The following is a 19,043-nucleotide window of genomic DNA, read 5'->3' as shown; positions in this document are numbered from 1 at the left end:
GCTGCCATGCCCGTTCCTGATGAAGGGTCCACGATGAACCGAAGAACACGGGCGCTGGCCGGTCTGATGACCATGGCCACCGCCGCAACGCTGACCGTCGCACCGGCATCCGCCGCCGCACCGGAGCACGCGCCGGGCGGCGCCGGCGGGCACCAGGTCACCCTGCTCACCGGGGACCGGGTGCGCGCGACCCAGCGAGCCGACGGCCGGTGGCGGCTGACGGTCGACCCGGTGCGAGGCGGAACTCCGTTTGCCTTCCAGCAGTTCCCGGTGACCCGCCACGGCCGCACCGACTGGTACCTGGTGCCGGACCGGGCCACCCGCCTGGTCGCCGAGGGGCTGCTGGACCGCGAGCTGTTCAACATCACCGGCTTGATCCGGCAGGGCTACGACGACGCGCGCAGCGACACCGTGCCGCTGCTGGTGCAGTATCCCGAGGGCGGTCTCACCGGCCGGTCCCGCGAACTTCCCGGCACGACCGCCCAGCGCGAGCTGCCCGGACTGGGACTGGCCGCGGTGGCAGAGAAGAAGGCGAGCGCGACCGACTTCTGGCGCGAGCTCACCCACCAGGGTCCAGCCGCATTGTCCGGTGGCGCGCGCAAGATCTGGCTCAACGGCAAGGTTTCCGCCTCGCTCGACCAGAGCGTGCCGCAGGTGGGCGCACCCGCCGCGTGGCAGGCCGGGTTCACCGGCAAGGGCGTCACGGTGGCCGTGCTGGACACCGGCGTCGACGACACGCACCCGGACCTCGCCGGGAAGGTCAAGCACAGCAAGGACTTCAGCGGCAAGGGCAACGTCAAGGACGGCAACGGCCACGGCACCCACGTCGCCGCCACCACGGTCGGCACCGGAGCCGCGGACGGCGGCAAGCTCAAGGGCGTCGCCCCGGAGGCCGACCTGGCCATCGGCAAGGTGCTCGGCGACGACAGCCGGGGCACCTTCGACGCCGTGCTGGCCGGGATGGAGTGGGCCGCGGCCGAGGTCAAGGCCAAGGTCATCAACATGAGCCTCGGCGGCGGCCCCACCGACGGCGATGACCCGCTGTCACAGGCGGTGAACACCTTGAGCCGCAAGCACAACGCGCTGTTCGTGATCTCCGCGGGCAACTCGGGCTCGTCCGGCTCGATCGGCTCTCCCGGGGCCGCGGACCTGGCCCTGACCGTCGGCAGCGTGACCAAGTCCGGCAGCCGCTCGGAGTTCTCCAGCCAGGGACCGCGGGCAGGCAACGGGGCGGTCAAGCCGGAGATCTCCGCGCCCGGCAGCGACATCGTGGCCGCCCGCGCCACCGGCACCACCATGGGCGAACCGGTGAACGACCGCTACACCAAGGCATCCGGCACCTCCATGGCCGCCCCGCACGTCACGGGCGGCGCGGCCATCCTGGCCCAGCAGCACCCGGGCTGGACCGCCGAGCAGCTCAAGTCGGCACTGGTCTCCACCTCGGTCCCGGTCTCCGGCAACGGCGTCTTCGCCGTCGGCGGCGGCCGGATGGACCTGGCCAAGGCGGTCGCCGCCAAGGTGCTGGCCTCGCCCAGCGCGGTCAACGCCTTCCTGAAGTGGCCCAGCACCACGACGCAGACCCGCACGGTGACCTACACCAACCCGGGCAGCACCCCGCTGACGCTGAACCTCAAGCTGGACCTGGCCGACACCGCGGGCGCGCCCGCTCCGGCCGCCCTGGCCAAGCTGTCCGCGAACACGCTCACCATCCCCGCTGGTGGCCAGGCCGCCGTCACCATCACGCTGACCCCGCGCACGGCCAACCAGGGCAGCTACGGCGGCGTGCTCACCGCCACCGACGGCACCACCACCGTGCGCTCCCTGGTCGGCGCGCACGAGGAGGGCGAGCACTACGACGTCAGCACCAAGGTCCTGCGGCAGGACGGCGCACCCGCCACCCCTGCCGACGGCCAGATCTTCCTGGTGCGGCAACAGGATGGGCTGAACCTGTCCATCGCGCCCGGCACCGGCGCCCGCGTGCCACCGGGCACCTACAGCGTCATGGGCTGGGTGCACACGCCCCGCCCCGGCGCCGAACCCTCCGTCGCCACCTTCGCCAATCCCGAAGTGAAGATCACCAAGGCGACCGCGCTGAACTTCGACGCCCGGCAGGCCAAGCAGGTCAAGATCAGCACTGACCAACCGGCCGCGCGTGGCGGCACCGTGCTCGCGCAGATGCGCCTGCGGATCAAGGACACCGGCGAGCACTTCTCCGCCGGCGTGCAGGCGGACCCCCGGTTCGCGCACGTCTCCAGCTACTCCACCCCCGGGATCAGCTCCCCCGCCTTCGGCTACGCCAACACCGCCCAGCTGACCGAGCCCGGCCTGGAACTGTTCACCGAGGGCGCGCAGCGGAGCGAACTGGACGCACGCTGGGCCTTCGGCTCCCCGCAGGAACCGCTCGAGGTCAAGCTGGCCTCGGTCCACGCGGGTAGCGGCACGGCGGCGGACCTGGCGAAGGTGGACGCCAAGGGCAAGTTCGTGGTGATCAGCATGCCCAACGGCACGAGCTACCAGGAGGCGCTCCAGCGCGTCGCGAACGTCAAGGCCGCCGGTGGCAAGGCCGCCGCGATCGCCCTCGACGACGGGGCGAGCCTGCGCGGCCGGGCAGCCGCGGCGGATCAGGACGAGCTGCCCGCGCTGGTCCTCTACGGCAGCCACGGGCCGAAGCTGGTCCAGCACGCCAAGACCGGCGCAGCGGTGTCGCTGACCTGGCGGCTGTCCAGCAAACACCGCTACGAGCTGGCCTTCCCCGCCACCGGCAAGGTTCCCGCCAAGCTCGACCACCAGGTCAGGACGGCCGACCTGGCCGCGGTGACCAACGCCTACTACGGCTACGGCGCGACCGAACCGCCCAGCGTGGAGGCCACTGTGGACACTCCCGTCGGCCGCATCGGCGCGGAGTGGAGCAGCGCCGCGGTGGCCTCGGCCGAGCGGGTCGAGCACTTCACCCCCGGCGACTGGGAGCTGGCGGTCAGGAGCTACCGGGCGGAGTCGGGCCACCTGCTGGGCAGGCTGCGGCTGGAGGCGGGCAAGTCCTACCGCCAGGAGTGGAACAAGGCGGTCAACGGCCCCGGCTTCGTCGGCACCACCAGCAACGAGCTGGGCAAGGACCACCCGTGGGCCTGGGCGAAGAACGACAAGATCGACGTGATCGTGCCCTGGTGGTCCGACGCGGCAGGGCACCCGAGGGAGGCTGGCCCCGGCTGGAGCCTGGACAAGGGCACCACCACGCTCTACGACGGCAACGGCCAGGAGATCGGCCGGCACAACGCGCCCGGCCGCGGCGTGTTCGCCAGGGGCGTGTCCCAGGGATACCGCCTGGTCGCCGACGTGACCAGGGACGCCCCCTGGTGGCGCACCTCGACGAAGATCAGCGCCACCTGGACCTTCCCGCAGCCCAATGCGGCCACCGCGCCGCTGTCCCTGCTGAGCGTGCGGTACGCGCCACCGGTCGACCTGCGCAACCTGGCGCCCGGCGACCGGGACTTCGCCATCCCGGTCACCGTGCCGCGGCAGGACGGCCCTGGTGAGGCGACCAGCCTCGCCGTGGACTACTCGACCGACGAGGGCGCCACCTGGCAGCAGGCCAAGGTCGACAAGACCGGGGCAGGCTGGACGGTGACCGTGCGCAACCCGGCCAAGGGCTTCGTGTCCCTGCGCGCCAAGGCCGTCGACGGCAGCCGCACGGTCGAGCAGACGGTGCTGAAGGCCTACGAGATCGGCTGAGTACGACGCGGCGGCGTCCCGGTCAAGGGACGTCGCCGCCTCAGCTGGTGGTGCCGGGCTGGATCTTCTGCTCGAACAGGTCGGCCATCGCGTTGGCGCTGCCCGGTTTGCCGCTCAGGTTGACCACACCGAACAGCGGCCGCCCCTCCACGGTGAACACCACCCAGCCGGTGTTGTTGTTCACCGCGGCCGAGTACCGCCCCTTGAGACCATTGCCCTCCCACTGGGCCTCGACCTTCTCGCCCTTGCCCGCGAGCTGCTTGGTCAAGGCCGCGGCCAGGTCGGCCGACTGCTGGGAGGAGGCGTGCTGGTAGATCACCTGCACCTGCTGCCCGTCCGCGGTGAGACTGCAACTGGCCTGCGCCCCGACCAGCTTGGTGATCTCGGCAGGCAGGTTGCTGGACCCAGCGCCCTTGGCGCACTTCGCGCTGTCGGCCACCGCGCCCGCGAGCTGACGCGTGCAGTCGGTGAACCCCTTGTCATCGGCCGTGCCGACCGCCTGGCAGTCCTGCGCGCTGGGCAGGCTCGACCCGCTCAGCGCGATGATCCCGAACACCACGCCCACCACGACCACCACCGCCGCGGCGATCCCGATCAGCAACGTCTTGTTCTTCTTCTTGCCCGCACCCTGCTGCGCTTGCTGGTACCCCTGTGGATAACCACCCGGGTACTGCTGCTGCGAGCCGTAAGGTTGCTGCTGCCCCGGGTACTGCGACTGGTTCGACAGTCCAGCGGCCGGTGTGGCACCAGACTGCGCGGCATACGGCGACTGCCCGCCCCACGCCACGTGACTGCCCGTCGCGTGGCTCCCCGTCGCGTGGCTCCCTGTCGCATGGCTGCCCGTCGCGTGACCGTCTGTCGCGTGGCTGCCCGTCGCGTGGGCGCCTGCCGCATGGCCGCCCGGCGCATAGCCGCCCGTCGCGTGGACGTCCTGCGGCGAGTACAGGCCCGGCGGGGTCTGCGTGCCCTGCGCCGCCTGCCCGTGCGCTGCGTGAAGACCGTGGGCCGCCTGGTCGTACGCGCCCTGGCCTTGCCCGCTCTGGTCGTACGCCGCTTGGCCGTGTCCCGCCGCACCCTGCCCTGCTGCGCCGTGCCCTGCCTGGCCGTGTCCCGCCGCGCTCTGCCCGGCCTGGGCGTACCCGTCCTGCGCCTGCCCGTCCGCGGCGTGCGCGCCCTGGGCCGTCGCGGCCGCCACGTCTTGGGTGCGCAGCGGGTTGTCGTCCTGCGGCACGTCGTGCGCGCCCTTGGCGACCGCGGTCTCAGGCTGGTCCAGGCTCGCCGGCACCACCCGCAGCCGGTCGGCGATCAGCTGCGCCACCAACGGAATCCGGCTGGACCCGCCGACCAGGTAGATCCCGGCCAGCTGCTCCGGAGCCATGCCCGCGCGCTGGATCGTCTTGGCCAGCACGTCCACGCTGCGCAGCAGGCTGGGCCGGATCAGCGCCTCCAGCTCAGTCCGGGTGACCAGCACGTCGGAGAACTCCTCCGGCATCGGCACCTCGGTCTGCTGGTGCCGGGACAGCGCCTCCTTGGCCTCGCGCACGTCCTCCAGCAGGGTGCGGCGCGCGCGGCGGTCCGCGGTGGACTCCGGGCGCAGCAGCCGCTGCCAGCGACCGGGGTCGCGGAAGGAGACCTCGCGGCCGACGTGCACCAGCAGCGCGTGGTCGACGTCCAGGCCACCGAGGTCGGGCAGGCCGTCCTCGGCGAGCACGGTGAACCCGGTGGGCGTGACCCCGACCACGGCGACGTCGAAGGTGCCCGCGCCCAGGTCGTAGACGGCCAGCGCCTGCCCGGGACTGAGCTCGCGGTCCGGGAAGGAGGCGAAGTGCGCGGCCGCGGCAACCGGTTCCGGCACCAGCACCAGGTTCGGCCCGAGCCCGGCCAGCCGGGCCGCGGAGATCAGCGCGTTGCGCCGCACCGAGCCCCACTGCGCGGGGTGGGTCAGCCGCACCTCGTCCGGCAGCACGCCGTTGAGCTGCCGCGCGGTCTCCTTGGCCACCCGCTCCAGCACCGCGGCCAGCGCGTCGGTGACGGTGATGACGTCGGTGCCCAGCAGCAGCGTGGTCTCGTCGATCCGCCGCTTCGGGTTCGGCTCGAACCGGGACGGGTCCAGCCGCGCCTGCCGTTCGGCGTCCCGGCCGACCAGCAGGGTGCCGTCCTCGTTGGCGTAGACCGCCGAGGGCATGGTCGCGGAACCGTCCACCTCGATGACCCGCGGCGGCAGGCCGTGTGCGGACAGCACCGCCACGGTGTTGGACGTGCCCAGGTCAACGGACAGGACGCGCACAGCTCTCCCCTCGCCTTCCTTCAGCGGAGGCTGATGCTGCCATGTCCGAACGGAGCAACGTGGGCGGATCCCCTAATTGAGGGGTGTCAGTCCCCGCGCGGCTTGGCCCGGACGTGCATGCGCTCGCCCTGCGGGCCGAACAGGCTGAGGATCTCCACCGGCGCCTCGCCGGTGCTGCCGAACCAGTGCGGCAGCCGGGTGTCGAACTCGGCGGCCTCGCCGACCTTGAGCACCACGTCGTGGTTGGCCAGCACCAGCCGCAGCTTCCCGGCGAGCACGTACAGCCACTCGTAGCCCTCGTGCGTGCGCGGGTCCGGCTCGCTCTGGCTGACGCCGATGACCATCTTGTACGCCTGCAGCCCGCCCGGTTGCTGGGTCAGCGGCACCACCGTGCGGTCGCCGTGCCGGACCGGCTTGAGCCGCACCCGCGGATCACCCACCGGCGGCGCCCCGACCAGCTCGTCCAGTGGCACCTGGTGCGCGTGCGCGATCGGCAGCAGCAGTTCGAGGCTGGGCTTGCGCTGCCCGGACTCCAGCCGGGACAGCGTGCTGACCGAGATGCCGGTGGTCTCGGACAGCGCGGCCAGGGTGCACCTGCGCTGCTGGCGGATCCGTTTGAGCCGGGGGCCGACCTCGGCAAGCACATCGTCCATGTTCCTATTGCAGAAACAGCAACAAAGTTTGTCAAGTTGTCCCCTCGGCGCGCACAGTCAGGACATGACCGACATCGACTGGACCGCCATGGCCGACCTGCTGGAACGCGAGGGCGAGACCAACGCCCCGTACGTCACGCAGGCCCTGGCCGAGCTCAGCCACCTCAGCCCGAACCGCGTCCTGGACATCGGCAGCGGCCCCGGCGTGGCCGCCTGTCAGCTCGCCGCGACCTTCCCGGAGGCCGACGTGATCGCGGTCGACGGCGCCCCCGGCCTGCTGGACCGCGCCGAGCAGCGCGCCAAGCGCCTGGGCGTCACCCTGCACACCCAGGTCGCCGAGTTCCCCGACGGCCTGGCCGAGCTGGGCCCAGCCGACCTGGTGTGGTCCAGCCAGGTCGTGCACCACGTGGGCGACCAGCAGGACGCGCTCAACCGCCTCACCGCGCTGCTCAACCCCGGCGGCGAACTGGCCATCACCGAAGGCGGCCTGCCCATCCGCGCGTTCCCGCGCGACCTGGGCTTCGGCCGTCCCGGCCTGGCCGCCCGCCTTGATGCGGCCATCGCCGACCGCTTCAACGCGATGCGCGCCGACCTGCCCGGCTCGGTCACCGTGGCCGAGGACTGGCGGACTCTGCTCGCCAACGCCGGCCTGACCGCGGTTCGCAGCAAGACCTTCCTGATCGATCACCCAGCTCCGTTGTCCACCTCCCATCGCCAGTTCATCCGACACAGCCTGGAACGCCAGCGCCACATGGCCACCGAGGTCCTGGACGCCGAGGACCTCGCCACCATGGACCGCCTGCTCGACCCGGCCGACCCGGCGAGCGTCGACCAGCGCCAGGACCTGTTCTTCCTGACCGCCCGAACGGTCCACTACGGCCGCAAGCCGTAACCGGTCCGCGGCACGTCGGCGACCACACCGCGACCCGGTCCAGTCCCCGGCCCAGGACAGTCCGGGCCAGCCTCGGCTTGGACCCGGCCTGTCCGGTCCGGTCCGGTCCCGGCCTGGACCTGGCCCGGCCGGTCGCGCACGCGGCCAACCAGCGCGGCTCCGGCCGCTCCGGCCGCCCACACGGGCGTGGGCGATCCAGTCCATGACCGTCACGGCCACGCCCCGGTCCGCACCGGTACTGCTCCGGTCCGCCGGTCCGCCCAGGTGCGCTGCCCGTCCGAACCGAACCAGCGCTCTCCTGACCACACCGACGACAGCACGCGCACGGCCGTCATCGCCCGTCACGAGCCTCGACTCCGCGACACCTCCGAACCGGTCCTCGCGGTCCGAGCGATGCCGGAGCTCCCGGCCACGCCACTCTGCGCCGCCCCGGCCCAGGCCCGCAACCGGCACCCCGCCGCCCTGTGGATAACTCCGCCCCGATCCGGGGCCTGTGGACAACCGATTAGGCCGATTGTCGGGGTATGGGGTGAGGATGGGTGCCATGGCCGACCTGCCGATGTTCTCCCCCGCCACCCGGGACTGGTTCCGGGGCGCCTTCGCTGAGCCCACCGCGGCCCAGCTGGGCGCCTGGCGGGCCATCGCCGCTGGTCAGCATGCCCTGGTCGTGGCACCCACCGGATCGGGCAAGACCCTTGCCGCCTTCCTGTGGGCGCTGGACCGGCTGGCCACCGACCCACCGCCAGAGGACGCCCGCCGCCGCTGCCGGGTCCTCTACGTCTCGCCGCTGAAAGCCCTGGCCGTGGACGTGGAGCGCAACCTGCGCGGACCGCTCGCGGGCATCCGCCAGGCCAGTCACCGGCTGGACCTGCCCGAACCGGCGATCGCGGTCGGCATGCGCACCGGCGACACCCCGGCCGACGAGCGGCGCGCCTTCGGCCGGAAACCGCCTGACGTGCTGGTCACCACCCCCGAGTCGCTGTTCCTGCTGCTCACCTCAGCGGCCAGGGACTCGCTGCGCGGGGTGCACACGGTGATCGTGGACGAGGTGCACGCGATGGCGGGCGGCAAGCGCGGGGCGCACCTCGCGCTGTCCCTGGAACGCCTGGACGAGCTGCTGGCGGCGCCCGCCCAGCGGATCGGGCTGTCCGCGACGGTGCGGCCGATCGAGGAGGTCAGCGCCTTCCTGGCCGGCGGCCGCCCGGTCGAGGTGGTGCAGCCGAAGACGCCCAAGACGATCGAGGTCAGGGTCGAGGTGCCGGTGGCGGACATGTCCACCCTCGGCGAGCCGACCGGGGAGGTCAGCGGGTCGGCCGCGGGCGCGGAGAAGCGCACCTCGATCTGGCCCGCGGTGGAGGAGCGGGTGCTGCGGCTGGTCCGCGCGCACCGGTCCACCATCGTCTTCGCCAACTCCCGCCGCCTGGCCGAACGCCTCACCGCCCGTCTCAACGAGCTCGCCACCGAACCCGACGACCGGGTCGAGCTCGATGAGTTCCCCGCCGAGGCGATCGGCCAGTCCGGGCTGACCACCGGCGCGCACCCGGTGATCGCGCGGGCGCACCACGGCTCGATGTCGCGGGAGCAGCGCACCCTGGTCGAGGAGGAGCTGAAGTCCGGCGTGCTGCCCTGCGTGGTCGCCACCTCCTCGCTGGAACTGGGCATCGACATGGGCGCGGTCGACCTGGTGGTCCAGGTGGAGGCGCCGCCCTCGGTGGCCGCCGGGCTGCAACGGGTCGGCCGGGCCGGGCACCAGGTCGGCGCGGTGTCCAAGGGCGTGGTGTTCCCCAAGTTCCGCGGCGACCTGGTGGCCTGCGCGGTGGTCGCCGAACGGATGGCCGAGGGCGCCATCGAGGCCGTGCGGTACCCGCGCAACCCACTGGACGTGCTGGCCCAGCACATCGTGGCCATGGTCGCGCTCGAACCCAAGACCGTGCCCGAGGTGGCCGCGCTGGCGCGGCGGGCCGCGCCGTTCGCCGCGCTGCCCGACTCGGCGCTGCACGCCGTGCTCGACATGCTCGCCGGGCGCTATCCCAGCGAGGACTTCGGCGAGCTGCGCGCCCGCATCACCTGGGACCGGATCACCGGCGAGCTCCGCGGTCGCCCAGGCGCGCAGCGGCTCGCGGTCACCTCCGGCGGCACCATTCCCGACCGCGGCCTGTTCACCGTGATGACCCCGGCCAGTGCCGAGAGCTCCGGATCGCGGGTCGGCGAGCTGGACGAGGAGATGGTCTACGAGTCCAGGGTCGGCGACACCTTCCTGCTCGGCACCTCCGCCTGGCGGGTCGAGGACATCACCCACGACCGGGTGATCGTCACTCCGGCGCCCGGCCAGCCCGCGCGGATGCCGTTCTGGAAGGGCGACTCCCCCGGCAGGCCACTCGAACTCGGCAGGGCGCTCGGCAAGTTCGTCCGCGAACTGTCCACAATGGACGAACAGGCGGCCAGGGCGCGGTCCACGGCGGCTGGGCTGGACGAGTGGGCGACCGACAACCTGCTGAGCTACCTCGCCGAACAGCGCGCGGCCACCCGGCACGTGCCCAACGACCGGGCCATCGTGGTGGAGCGGTTCCGGGACGAGCTGGGCGACTGGCGGCTGGTGGTGCACTCCCCGTTCGGGGCCAGGGTCAACGGGCCGTGGGCGCTGGCGGTGGCCGCCCGGCTGCGCGAGCGGCGCGGACTGGAGGCACAGGTCGCGCATTCCGACGACGGGATCGTGCTGCGGTTGCCGGACGCCTGGGACAGCGATGGCGGGGAGGTGCTGCCCACCGCGGAGGACGTGCTGCTCGACCCGGAGGAGGTCGAACAGGTCGTGGTCGCCGAGCTGGGCTCCTCCGCGCTGTTCGCCGCCCGGTTCCGGGAGTGCGCCGCTCGGTCGCTGCTGCTGCCCCGCCGCGACCCGAAACGCCGGGTCCCGCTGTGGCAGCAACGCCAGCGCTCGGCCCAGCTGCTGGCCGTGGCCGCGCGCTACGAGCAGTTCCCGGTGGTGCTGGAGGCCATGCGCGAGTGCGTGCAGGACGTCTACGACCTGCCCGGCCTGCGCGCGCTGATGACCGAGGTGCGCGGGCGCAAGGTCAAGGTGGTCGAGGTCGAGACCCCCTCGCCGTCGCCGTTCGCGCGCAGCCTGCTGTTCGGCTACGTCGGCATGTTCCTCTACGAGACCGACGCGCCGCTGGCCGAACGCCGCGCGGCCGCGCTGTCCCTGGACACCACCCTGCTCGCCGAACTGCTCGGCGCGGAGGCGATCCGCGAACTGCTCGACCCCGAGGTGCTCGCCGAGATCGAGCAGCAGCTGCAACGCCTCAGCCCGGACCGCCAGGTCCGCGACCTGGAGGGTGCGGCCGACCTGCTGCGCTTCCTCGGCGACCTGTCCACCGAGGAGGCCGCCGCCCGCGGTATCCAGCTGGCGTGGCTGACCGAGCTGGCCGCCACCCGCCGGGCCATCCAGGTGCGCATCGCCGGGGAGACGCGGTGGCTGGCCATCGAGGACGCGGGCCGGGTCAGGGACGCGCTGGGCGCGGCCCTGCCGGTGGGTGTGCCCGAGGTGTTCACCGAGCCGGTGCCCGATCCGCTCGGCGACCTGCTGTCCCGTTACGCCCGCGGCCGGGGCCCGTTCACCGCCGCCGACGCCGCGGCCCGGTTCGGACTGGGCGTGGCCGTGGTCACCGCCGTACTGGAACGCCAGACCGGCCTCGGCCGCCTGGTCAAGGGCGAGTTGCGCCCGCTGGCCGAGGCGCACGCGCCCGCCGGCGGCCTGGAGTACTGCGACGCCGACGTGCTCCGCAGGCTCCGGCGGGCCTCGCTGGCCCGGCTGCGCGCCGAGGTCGAACCGGTGGAACCCGCCGCGCTGGGCCGATTCCTGCCCGCCTGGCACGGGGTCTCCCGGCGGATGCGGTTCGCGCCGACCGTGGACGACGTGCTCTCCGTGGTGGAGCAGCTGGCCGGTGTGCCACTACCGGCCAGCGCACTGGAGTCGCTGATCCTGCCCGCCCGGTTGCCCGGCTACTCCCCCGCGCTGCTCGACCAGCTCACCGCCAGCGGCGAGGTCACCTGGACCGGCAGCGGCGCGCTGGCCGGGGGCGACGGCTGGCTCGTGCTGGCTCCCACCGAGGTGGCCGACCTGCTGCTGCCCGATCCTGAGGACGACCCGCCCGCGACCCCGCTGCACAACGCCGTTCTGTCCACTTTGGACGGAGGAGCGCTGTTCTTCCGCCAGCTGGCCGACCGAGCGGGCGAAGTCCTGCTCTCCCAGGCGGAACCGGCCCCCGACGACCAGGCGGTGCTCGCCGCCCTGTGGGACCTGGTGTGGGCAGGTCTGGTCAGCAACGACACCCTGACGCCGCTGCGCGCCCTGGTCGCGGGCCGCGGCGCCACCCACAAACCCCGGGCGAGCACCCCGCGTGGCCGCTACGCGCGCCTGCGCGCAGCCCGTCCGGCCCTGCCCAGTCGCGGCGGCCCGCCCACCGCCGCCGGGCGCTGGACCCTGGTGCCCGCCAGGGCAACCGATCCCACCCGACGCGCGCACGCCCGCGCCGAGGCATTCCTGGAACGCCACGGCGTGCTCACCAGGGGCGCGCTGGAGACCGAACGGGTCACCGGCGGCTTCAGCGCGGTCTACCGGGTGCTGCGCGCGATGGAGGACTCCGGCCAGGTGGTCCGCGGCTACGTGGTCGACGGCCTTGGCGCGGCCCAGTTCGCCGTCCGCGGCGCGGTGGACCAGCTCCGCGCCAACGCCCGCGGCGGCGAGCCCTTACCCGGCCAGCCCATCGCCGTGGTGCTGGCCGCGGCCGACCCGGCCCAGCCCTACGGCGCCGCGCTGCCCTGGCCGGCCGCGGTCGGCGACACCAAACACCGGCCTGGCCGCAAGGCCGGTGCGCTGGCGGTGCTCGTCGACGGGGTGCCCGCGCTGTACGTGGAGCGGGGTGGGCGGTCGCTGCTGTCCTTCACCGACGAGGACGGCGCGTTGCGCAGCGCCGCGGCCGCACTGGCCCAGGCGGTGCACGACGGCTGGCTGGGGCAGCTCGCGGTGCAGCGGGCCGACGGCGAGGTCGCGTTGACCTCGCACCTGGCCGATGTGTTGCGCGAGGCCGGTTTCCGGGCCACACCGAAGGGACTACGACTACGAGCCTGAAAAACTGATACCCGCCAGTCGATCGGCGGCTGCCTGCCGGACACCTCCGGCTGTCAGCGTGCCCTGGTGCGACTCACCAGACTGCTCGCCCTGCTGACCAGTGCCGTTCTGCCGCTGGGCGCCGCAGTGCCCGCGGTGGCGGCGCCCGCCGCGCCGGGACAGCTGAAAGTCATGTCGGTCAACCTCTGGTACGGCGGCACCAAGGTCAACGACTACCGCGCCAAGCAGGTCCGCTTTCTTCGGGAGCAGGCCGTGGACGTGGTGGCCATGCAGGAGAGTTACAGCGTCGCGGCCAAGGAACTGGCGGCCGAGCTCGGCTGGCACCACTACCAGGCCAGCTACAGCCTCGGCCTGATCAGCCGGTACCCGATCACCGCCAGGTACGCCCCGACCAGCGCGACCGGGAAAACCCTCAAGGGAGCCGGAATCCGGATCCGGCTGCCCCAGGGCAAGGAGACGGTGGTGTGGTCGGCGCACCTGAACTACACCCCGTACGGCCCCTACGACGCCTGCCACGCGGGCATGAGCACCGCGCAGATCCTGCGCCGAGAGGAGGAGTCCCAGCGCCCCCAGGAGATCCGCGACATCCTGGCCGAGCTGCGCGAGGAACTGGCCGATGCCAAGCGCACGCCGGTGATCCTGGCCGGTGACTTCAACACGCCCTCGCACCTGGACTGGACCGCGGCCACCCGGAAGTCCCACTGCGGTTACACCATCGACTGGCCCACCACCAAGGAGGTCGCCAAGGCAGGCCTGACCGACTCCTACCGCGCCGTGCACCCCGACCCGGCCCGCGGCCCCGGCAACACCTGGTCCCCGGTCTACCCCTGGAACGACGAGGCGGGTAAGCCGGAACCCCAGGACCGCATCGACTTCATCGACGTCAAGGGGTCGCTGCGGGTGCTGGACTCGCGCACGGTGGTCGTCGGCACGCCGAAGCCGGTGCCCCACCACGGCGACAACGAGTGGACCTCCGATCACGCTGCGGTGGTGAGCACCTTCCGCTTCACCGCCTGAGCCGCCAAGATTTCCCCATGGGGATACGCAGGACCAGTTCGGTCGCCGGGGGGTTGGCGATCTTCGGGGTGGCCGCGGCGCTGCTGGCGGTACCGGTGTGGCTGTTCACCGGGCTGTTCGACGGCACCGGCGCGCAGGAGAACGCCGAGACCGACGCCACCCGCCGGGCCAACGCCCTCGGCGACCACCTGGCGCGCCTGCGCCTGTCCGGTGTCACCGACCACGCCCGGCTCGCCACCGAGCAGGCCGGCGTCCAGGTGCTGCGCACCGAGGGCGTGGAACGGGCGCTGGGCGGGGTGTCGCTGCTGGTGCGGATCACCGGAGAGGGCTGGCGCAGCAACTGGATGACGGGCGACCGCCGCTCCGGCCCGCCGGAAGCCACCGCCACCCGCTGCTTCACCCTGGAGTTCGGCAAGCCGGGCCGCCCGGACGGAGCCGCGAACCCCACCGCCTGCGTGGAGGCCAGCCCGCTGACCTTCCCCGCGCCGACCACGGCACCCGACCTCCGCCAGAACGTCCAGCCCACGGGCTGAACCCCGGACGCGGCGAGCGCGGGCAGCGGTCAGCGGGCAGCGGATCGCGTGCGGCGACGCCGCGAGCAGCGGGCACGGGCGGTGAGCCGCGGGTTGCGGACTGCGGGCTGCCTGCGCGGACGGCAAGCGTGTGGGCGGGCAGCGGGCAGCGAGCGCTGGCGCGGAACGCGGCGGCGGGCGCGGGCGCGGGTACGTGGGCTGCGGGCGCGGGTGGCGGATCGGCCACCCGGTCAGGCGACCTTCGGCGTTGCCCGCGCACCCACGTACACGCACCCCGTCCCATCCGGCAGCTCCGTGAACACCACCGGCATCCAGTCGCCGCTGAACGTCCCCGTCCCCGGCCCCGCGCACACCGTCACCCGCTCGGACACCGACACCGCCGTCAGCTCCAGTTCCAGCGCGTCCGAGTACACCGCCATCCCGCCCACGAACCGGTACACCAGCCGGGTCACGCCCTCCCGTTCGGTCACCGTGATCTCCACGCCCTCGCGGCGGTAGGTCCCGGCGAAGCGGGCCAGGTCCGCCGCGATGGGCTGGGCCGGGGGGCCGAAGGGGGCGGGCATGGCGACGTCGGCGAGTTCGGCCAGTAGTTCGCGGAACAGGTCGGCGTACAGCAGGCGGGCGTCGCCGCCGTTGGTGAGCAGGGCGACCGCGACCCTGGCGCCCGGGATGACGCGCAGGTAGGCGAACTGGCCGGTGGCGGCGCCGTCGTGGCCGTAGCCGGGGGTGCCGTGCCAGTCGTACAGGGTCCAGCCCAGGCCCCAGGCGTCGGAGCTGACCGTCCACTTGTCCGGGACCTCGACCTCGCGGTGCTGCATCGCGGCGACCGTCCCGGCGGTGAGCAGGGCCTCGCCCTCGGGGGTTCGGCCGCCGTCGAGGTGCAGGCGGGCGAAACGGACCACGTCACCGGCGCTGGCGCACAGGGCGCCGCCGTAGGGGCCGGCGTTGCGGGTCATCAGGTTCCACACCGGGACGGGCGCGGGGTCCTGGCCGGAGGGGCCCTCGTGGCCGATGGCGGCGCGGAAGCGCAGCACCTCCTCGGGCAGGGTGACCGAGTGGGTCAGGCCCAGCGGCTCCAGCAGCCGGGTGCGCAGCGCTTCCTCCCAGGTCTGGCCGGTGACCACCTCGATGATCCGGCCGAGCAGGCTGTAGCCGCTGCTGCTGTAGGCGAAGGCCGCGCCGGGCGGGAAGTCCTGGCCCAGGTCGGCGCAGGCTTCGACGTACTTGGCCAGCGCGTCGTCGCCGCGGCCGGTGTCCAGGCTGAAGTCGCCGCTGAGGCCGCTGGTGTGGTTGAGCAGCTGGCGGACCGTGATCGTCTTGGTCGCCTCGGGATCGGCGACGCGGAACTCCGGCAGCAGGTCCACGACCCGCGCCTCCAGCTCCAGGTCACCCGCCTCGACCAGCCGCATGACCAGGGTGGCCGTGTACACCTTGGCGACCGAGCCGAGCTGGAACACCGACTCGGTGGTCGCGGGCACGCCGGTGCCGCGGTGCAGCAGGCCACTGGCCAGCTCGTGGATCCGGCCGTCGGCCAGCACCGCCAGGGTCGCGCCGGGCACGTGGTGCTGGGCGCGGAGCTGGTCGAGCCGGGTCTGACAGTGCGCGAGGTCGAAGGTCATCGGATTCTCCCCAGAGTTGCGAACGATGTTTCGCTGTTGCGCACACTGTACGCAGACGGCTAGAAGGGACGCAACTGCGCACATCGTGCGCTAGCCTTCGGGCATGGCCGCTGAGCAGAAGCCGAACCTGTCGGTGTGGACCCGTCCGCGCCGCACCCGCGAACAACCCGCGCTGAGCCGGGCGCAGATCGTGGCCGAGGCCGTCCGGCTGCTCGACGCCGACGGCTTGGAGACGCTGAGCATGCGCAACCTGGGCGCGCGGCTGGGCGCGGGCGCGACCTCGCTGTACCGGCACGTGGCCAACAAGGACGAGCTGATCGAGCTGGTGGTGGACGAGGTCTACGGCGAGATCGAGATCCCGGACCCGGACGAGGACTGGCGGGCGGGCGCGACGGCCTGCGCGCACAGCATGCGCGCGATGATCCTGCGGCACCCGTGGATGGCCTCGGTGCTCGGCCAAGCCGGGCTGTCCTACCTGGGCCCCAACGTGATGCGGCTCAACGACCGGATGCTCGCGGTCTACCTGGCCGCCGGTTTCGACCTGCTGGAGGCGGACCAGGCGCTGAGCGTGGTGGCCGCGTACGTGATCGGCATCAGCACCAGCGAGGCGGCCTGGCTGACCACGCTGGCGCGCAGCGGACAGGACGAGGCGGACTGGGCGGAACGGTTGCGGGAGACCGCGGCGCAGGCCATGGCGCCCTATCCGCGGCTGAGCGAGCTGACCGCGGCCTACGAGCGCCAGGACCAGCCCCGCGACCACCGGTTCGACTACGGACTGGCCCGGATCCTGGACGGGCTGGCCACCAGGCTGCGCTAGCGACCGCGCGGCTGGGTCAGCTGGCGAACAGCTCCGGGTAGGCGTTCAGCGCGGGCTGGCCGCCCAGGTGCGCGTACAGCACCGTCGAGTCCGGGCCGATCTCCTTGCGGGAGACCAGGTCCAGCAACCCGGCCATGGACTTGCCCTCGTACACCGGGTCGGTGATCATGCCCTCGGTCCGGGCCGCGACGCGCATCGCCGCCAGGGTCTGCTCGTCCGGGATGCCGTAGGCGCCTGCGTGGTAGCGCTCGTCCAGGATCAGCGCGTCGGGCGGGAGCTCGGTTTCCAGCAGGGTCGCGGTGTTCTCGGCGATGCGGCGGACCTGTTCGCGAGTGGTCTCGGGAGCGGCCGAGGCGTCGATGCCGATCACCCGGCGCGGTGGGCCGCCCGCGGCGGCGAAGCCGGCGATCATGCCCGCCTGCGTGGAGCCGGTCACCGAGCAGACCACGACGGTGTCGAAGAAGATGCCCAGCTCTCGTTCCTGCTCCATGACTTCCTGTGCCCAGCGGGCGAAGCCGAGGCCGCCCAGGGGATGGTCGCTGGCTCCGGCCGGGATGGCGTACGGGGTGCCGCCCTCGGCCCTGACCTCGGCGAGGGCCTGCTCCCAGCTGGGCCGGTAGCCGATGTCGAAACCGGCCGACGAGCGCCGGATGTCCGCGCCCAGCAGCCTGCTCAGCTGCAGGTTGCCCACCTGGGCGTAGCCGGGGGTGTCGTGCTCGACCCAGTCCTCCTGCACCAGCACCGCGCGCATCCCGGTCACCGCGGCGACCGCGGCCACCTGGCGGGTGTGGTTGGACTGCACGCCGCCGATGGAGACCAGCGTGTCGCAGCCCTGCGCGAGCGCGTCCACCACCAGGTACTCCAGCTTGCGCACCTTGTTGCCACCGTAGGCCAGGCCGGAGTTGCAGTCCTCGCGCTTGGCCCAGATCCGGGCGCCGCCCAGGTGCCGGGTCAGCCGGGTCAGCTCGTGCACCGGGGAAGGGCCGAACAGCAGGGGGTAGCGGGGGAAGTTCGCCAGGCTCACGTGCTGCTCCTGTCCTCGTGCGTGGTGAGGGTGGCCCAGTTGGTCTCGACCAGTCGCGCGGCGCGGTCGGCCTCGCCCGCGCGGCAGGCGGCGATGATCTCCTCGTGCATGCGCACCGAGTCCCGCGCGGCGAGGGTGTCGAAGCGCAGCAGCACCAGGCGGTGCAGGGCGGGCAGGTACCGCCCGATGGTCGCGGCGACCGCGGCGTTGCCGCAGGCCCGCACCGCGATCGCGTGGAACTCCTGGTCCGCGGTCAGCGCCGCCAGCGGGTCACCGGCGGCCAGCGCCGTCGCGAACCGCTCGTTGGCCGCCCGCATCGCGGCCAGCTCCGGCTCCCCCATCCTCGGCACCGCCAGCCGCGCGGCCACCGACTGCATGGCCTGCACCACCACCTGCGCGTCCCGCACCGCCTCCGGGTCGACGGCGGTGACCCTGGTGTAGGAGTGCGGTTTGCTCTCGATCAGCCCCTCGTCGGTCAGGCGGGCCAGCGCCTCCCGGACCGGCGTGCGGGACAGGCCAAGGCGTTCGGCGAGCTCGACGTCGCGCACCGGTGAACCGGGTGGCAGGTCGCCGACCACGATGGCCTGGCGGATGGCGGTCAGCGCGCGGTCTCGCAGCAGCGACCGGTCCACCCGACTAATATATTGCATACCGGCACGCTAACGCGGTTCCCCGCCAAGCGCAAAAGTTGCGTGGCCAGAAAACTTGCGGGGCGCGAACTTTTCTCGCTACGGTGGCGGCATGGAACCCGGTCTGCGCGAACGCAAGAAGGCGGCCACCCGGCAGGCGCTCAGCTGGGCCGCGGTGCGGCTGGCGGTCGAGCGCGGGCTGGACAACGTGCTGGTCGAGGACATCGCGGCGGCGGCCGGGGTGTCCGCGCGGACCTTCAACAACTACTTCGGCAGCAAGGCCGAGGCGATCGCCTACCGGCACCTGGAGCGCGCCAGGCAGATCGGGGTCCGGCTGCGGGAGCGGCCCGCGGCCGAACCGCTGTGGACCGCGGTGACCGAGGCCGTGCTCGGGCACTTCCGGGCCATGGCCGAGGCGCCGCCGGATCCGGCCTGGCAGGCCGGGGTGCGGCTGATGACCGCGGAGCCGAGCGTGGTCGGCGAGTTCCTCAAGGCCAGCGCGCAGGCCGACCAGGAGTTCGCCGAGGTGGTCGCCGAGCGCACCGGCACCGATGTGAAGCAGGACCTGTACCCGCGGCTGGTCGCCGGCTCGGTCAGCTCGGCCATCGCGGTGGCCACCGAGCTCTGGATGCACGCCGACCCGCCGCGGCCGGTGATCCCGCTGATCTCCGAGGCGCTGGCCCAGGTTTCGGCCGGACTGCCTGCCCCGTAACGA

Annotated in this window: 12 protein-coding genes; 7 read left to right on the top strand and 5 right to left on the bottom strand. The window is 73.0% G+C overall.

Annotated elements, in window-relative coordinates; genetic code table 11:
- Positions 1-33 precede the first annotated feature (33 nt).
- Positions 34-3,729 (top strand): S8 family serine peptidase, encoded by a 3,696-nt coding sequence (locus N8J89_RS09670; RefSeq protein ID WP_283663992.1) that lies wholly within the window; start codon positions 34-36, stop codon positions 3,727-3,729.
- 40 nt (positions 3,730-3,769) lie between these two features.
- On the opposite strand, the gene N8J89_RS09665 is transcribed toward N8J89_RS09670, so the two are convergent.
- On the bottom strand, positions 3,770-6,016 hold the full coding sequence (locus tag N8J89_RS09665; RefSeq protein ID WP_283663991.1) for an Hsp70 family protein: 2,247 nt from the start codon (positions 6,014-6,016) through the stop codon (positions 3,770-3,772).
- 86 nt (positions 6,017-6,102) lie between these two features.
- A complete protein-coding gene (locus N8J89_RS09660) occupies positions 6,103-6,669 on the bottom strand; it encodes a helix-turn-helix domain-containing protein (protein WP_283663990.1) in 567 nt (188 codons plus the stop codon).
- 64 nt (positions 6,670-6,733) lie between these two features.
- Here N8J89_RS09660 and N8J89_RS09655 point away from each other — a divergent pair, with 64 nt between their 5' ends.
- The 4 genes from N8J89_RS09655 (at position 6,734) to N8J89_RS09640 (ending at position 14,239) form a co-directional block, all read left to right on the top strand.
- The gene (locus N8J89_RS09655; protein ID WP_283663989.1) at positions 6,734-7,561 is read left to right on the top strand and encodes a class I SAM-dependent methyltransferase; all 828 of its coding nucleotides are present in this window, start codon (positions 6,734-6,736) and stop codon (positions 7,559-7,561) included.
- A gap of 544 nt (positions 7,562-8,105) precedes the next feature.
- Positions 8,106-12,689 carry an ATP-dependent helicase gene (locus tag N8J89_RS09650; RefSeq protein WP_283663988.1) on the top strand — a complete coding sequence of 1,528 codons (4,584 nt, stop codon included), beginning with the start codon at positions 8,106-8,108 and terminating at the stop codon, positions 12,687-12,689.
- Positions 12,690-12,755: 66 nt separating this feature from the next.
- Positions 12,756-13,706: an endonuclease/exonuclease/phosphatase family protein gene (locus N8J89_RS09645; RefSeq protein WP_283663987.1), complete on the top strand. Its 951-nt coding sequence runs from the start codon at positions 12,756-12,758 to the stop codon at positions 13,704-13,706.
- Between the two features lie 17 nt (positions 13,707-13,723).
- Positions 13,724-14,239 carry a hypothetical protein gene (locus N8J89_RS09640; RefSeq protein WP_283663986.1) on the top strand — a complete coding sequence of 172 codons (516 nt, stop codon included), beginning with the start codon at positions 13,724-13,726 and terminating at the stop codon, positions 14,237-14,239.
- Between the two features lie 230 nt (positions 14,240-14,469).
- Here the strand turns inward: N8J89_RS09640 and N8J89_RS09635 are convergent, their stop codons facing one another.
- Complete coding sequence (locus N8J89_RS09635) at positions 14,470-15,858, bottom strand: serine hydrolase domain-containing protein (protein WP_283663985.1); 1,389 nt, start codon at positions 15,856-15,858, stop codon at positions 14,470-14,472.
- Between the two features lie 103 nt (positions 15,859-15,961).
- On the opposite strand from N8J89_RS09635, the gene N8J89_RS09630 reads away from it, so the two are divergent.
- Positions 15,962-16,675 carry a TetR/AcrR family transcriptional regulator gene (locus N8J89_RS09630; protein WP_283663984.1) on the top strand — a complete coding sequence of 238 codons (714 nt, stop codon included), beginning with the start codon at positions 15,962-15,964 and terminating at the stop codon, positions 16,673-16,675.
- Between the two features lie 16 nt (positions 16,676-16,691).
- Here the strand turns inward: N8J89_RS09630 and N8J89_RS09625 are convergent, their stop codons facing one another.
- Both N8J89_RS09625 and N8J89_RS09620 read right to left on the bottom strand, forming a co-directional pair.
- Entirely contained in the window at positions 16,692-17,699 is a 1,008-nt protein-coding gene (locus tag N8J89_RS09625; protein WP_283663983.1) for a 1-aminocyclopropane-1-carboxylate deaminase, read from the bottom strand.
- Complete coding sequence (locus tag N8J89_RS09620) at positions 17,696-18,331, bottom strand: GntR family transcriptional regulator (protein WP_349497459.1); 636 nt, start codon at positions 18,329-18,331, stop codon at positions 17,696-17,698. Before N8J89_RS09620 ends, N8J89_RS09625 begins: the two co-directional genes overlap by 4 nt.
- A gap of 109 nt (positions 18,332-18,440) precedes the next feature.
- On the opposite strand from N8J89_RS09620, the gene N8J89_RS09615 reads away from it, so the two are divergent.
- Positions 18,441-19,040 carry an acyl-CoA-like ligand-binding transcription factor gene (locus tag N8J89_RS09615; protein ID WP_283663981.1) on the top strand — a complete coding sequence of 200 codons (600 nt, stop codon included), beginning with the start codon at positions 18,441-18,443 and terminating at the stop codon, positions 19,038-19,040.
- Positions 19,041-19,043: the final 3 nt, after the last annotated feature.

This window comes from Crossiella sp. CA-258035, from assembly GCF_030064675.1.
Lineage (GTDB): Bacteria > Actinomycetota > Actinomycetes > Mycobacteriales > Pseudonocardiaceae > Crossiella.
This window is presented reverse-complemented; position numbering and strand designations above follow the sequence as displayed.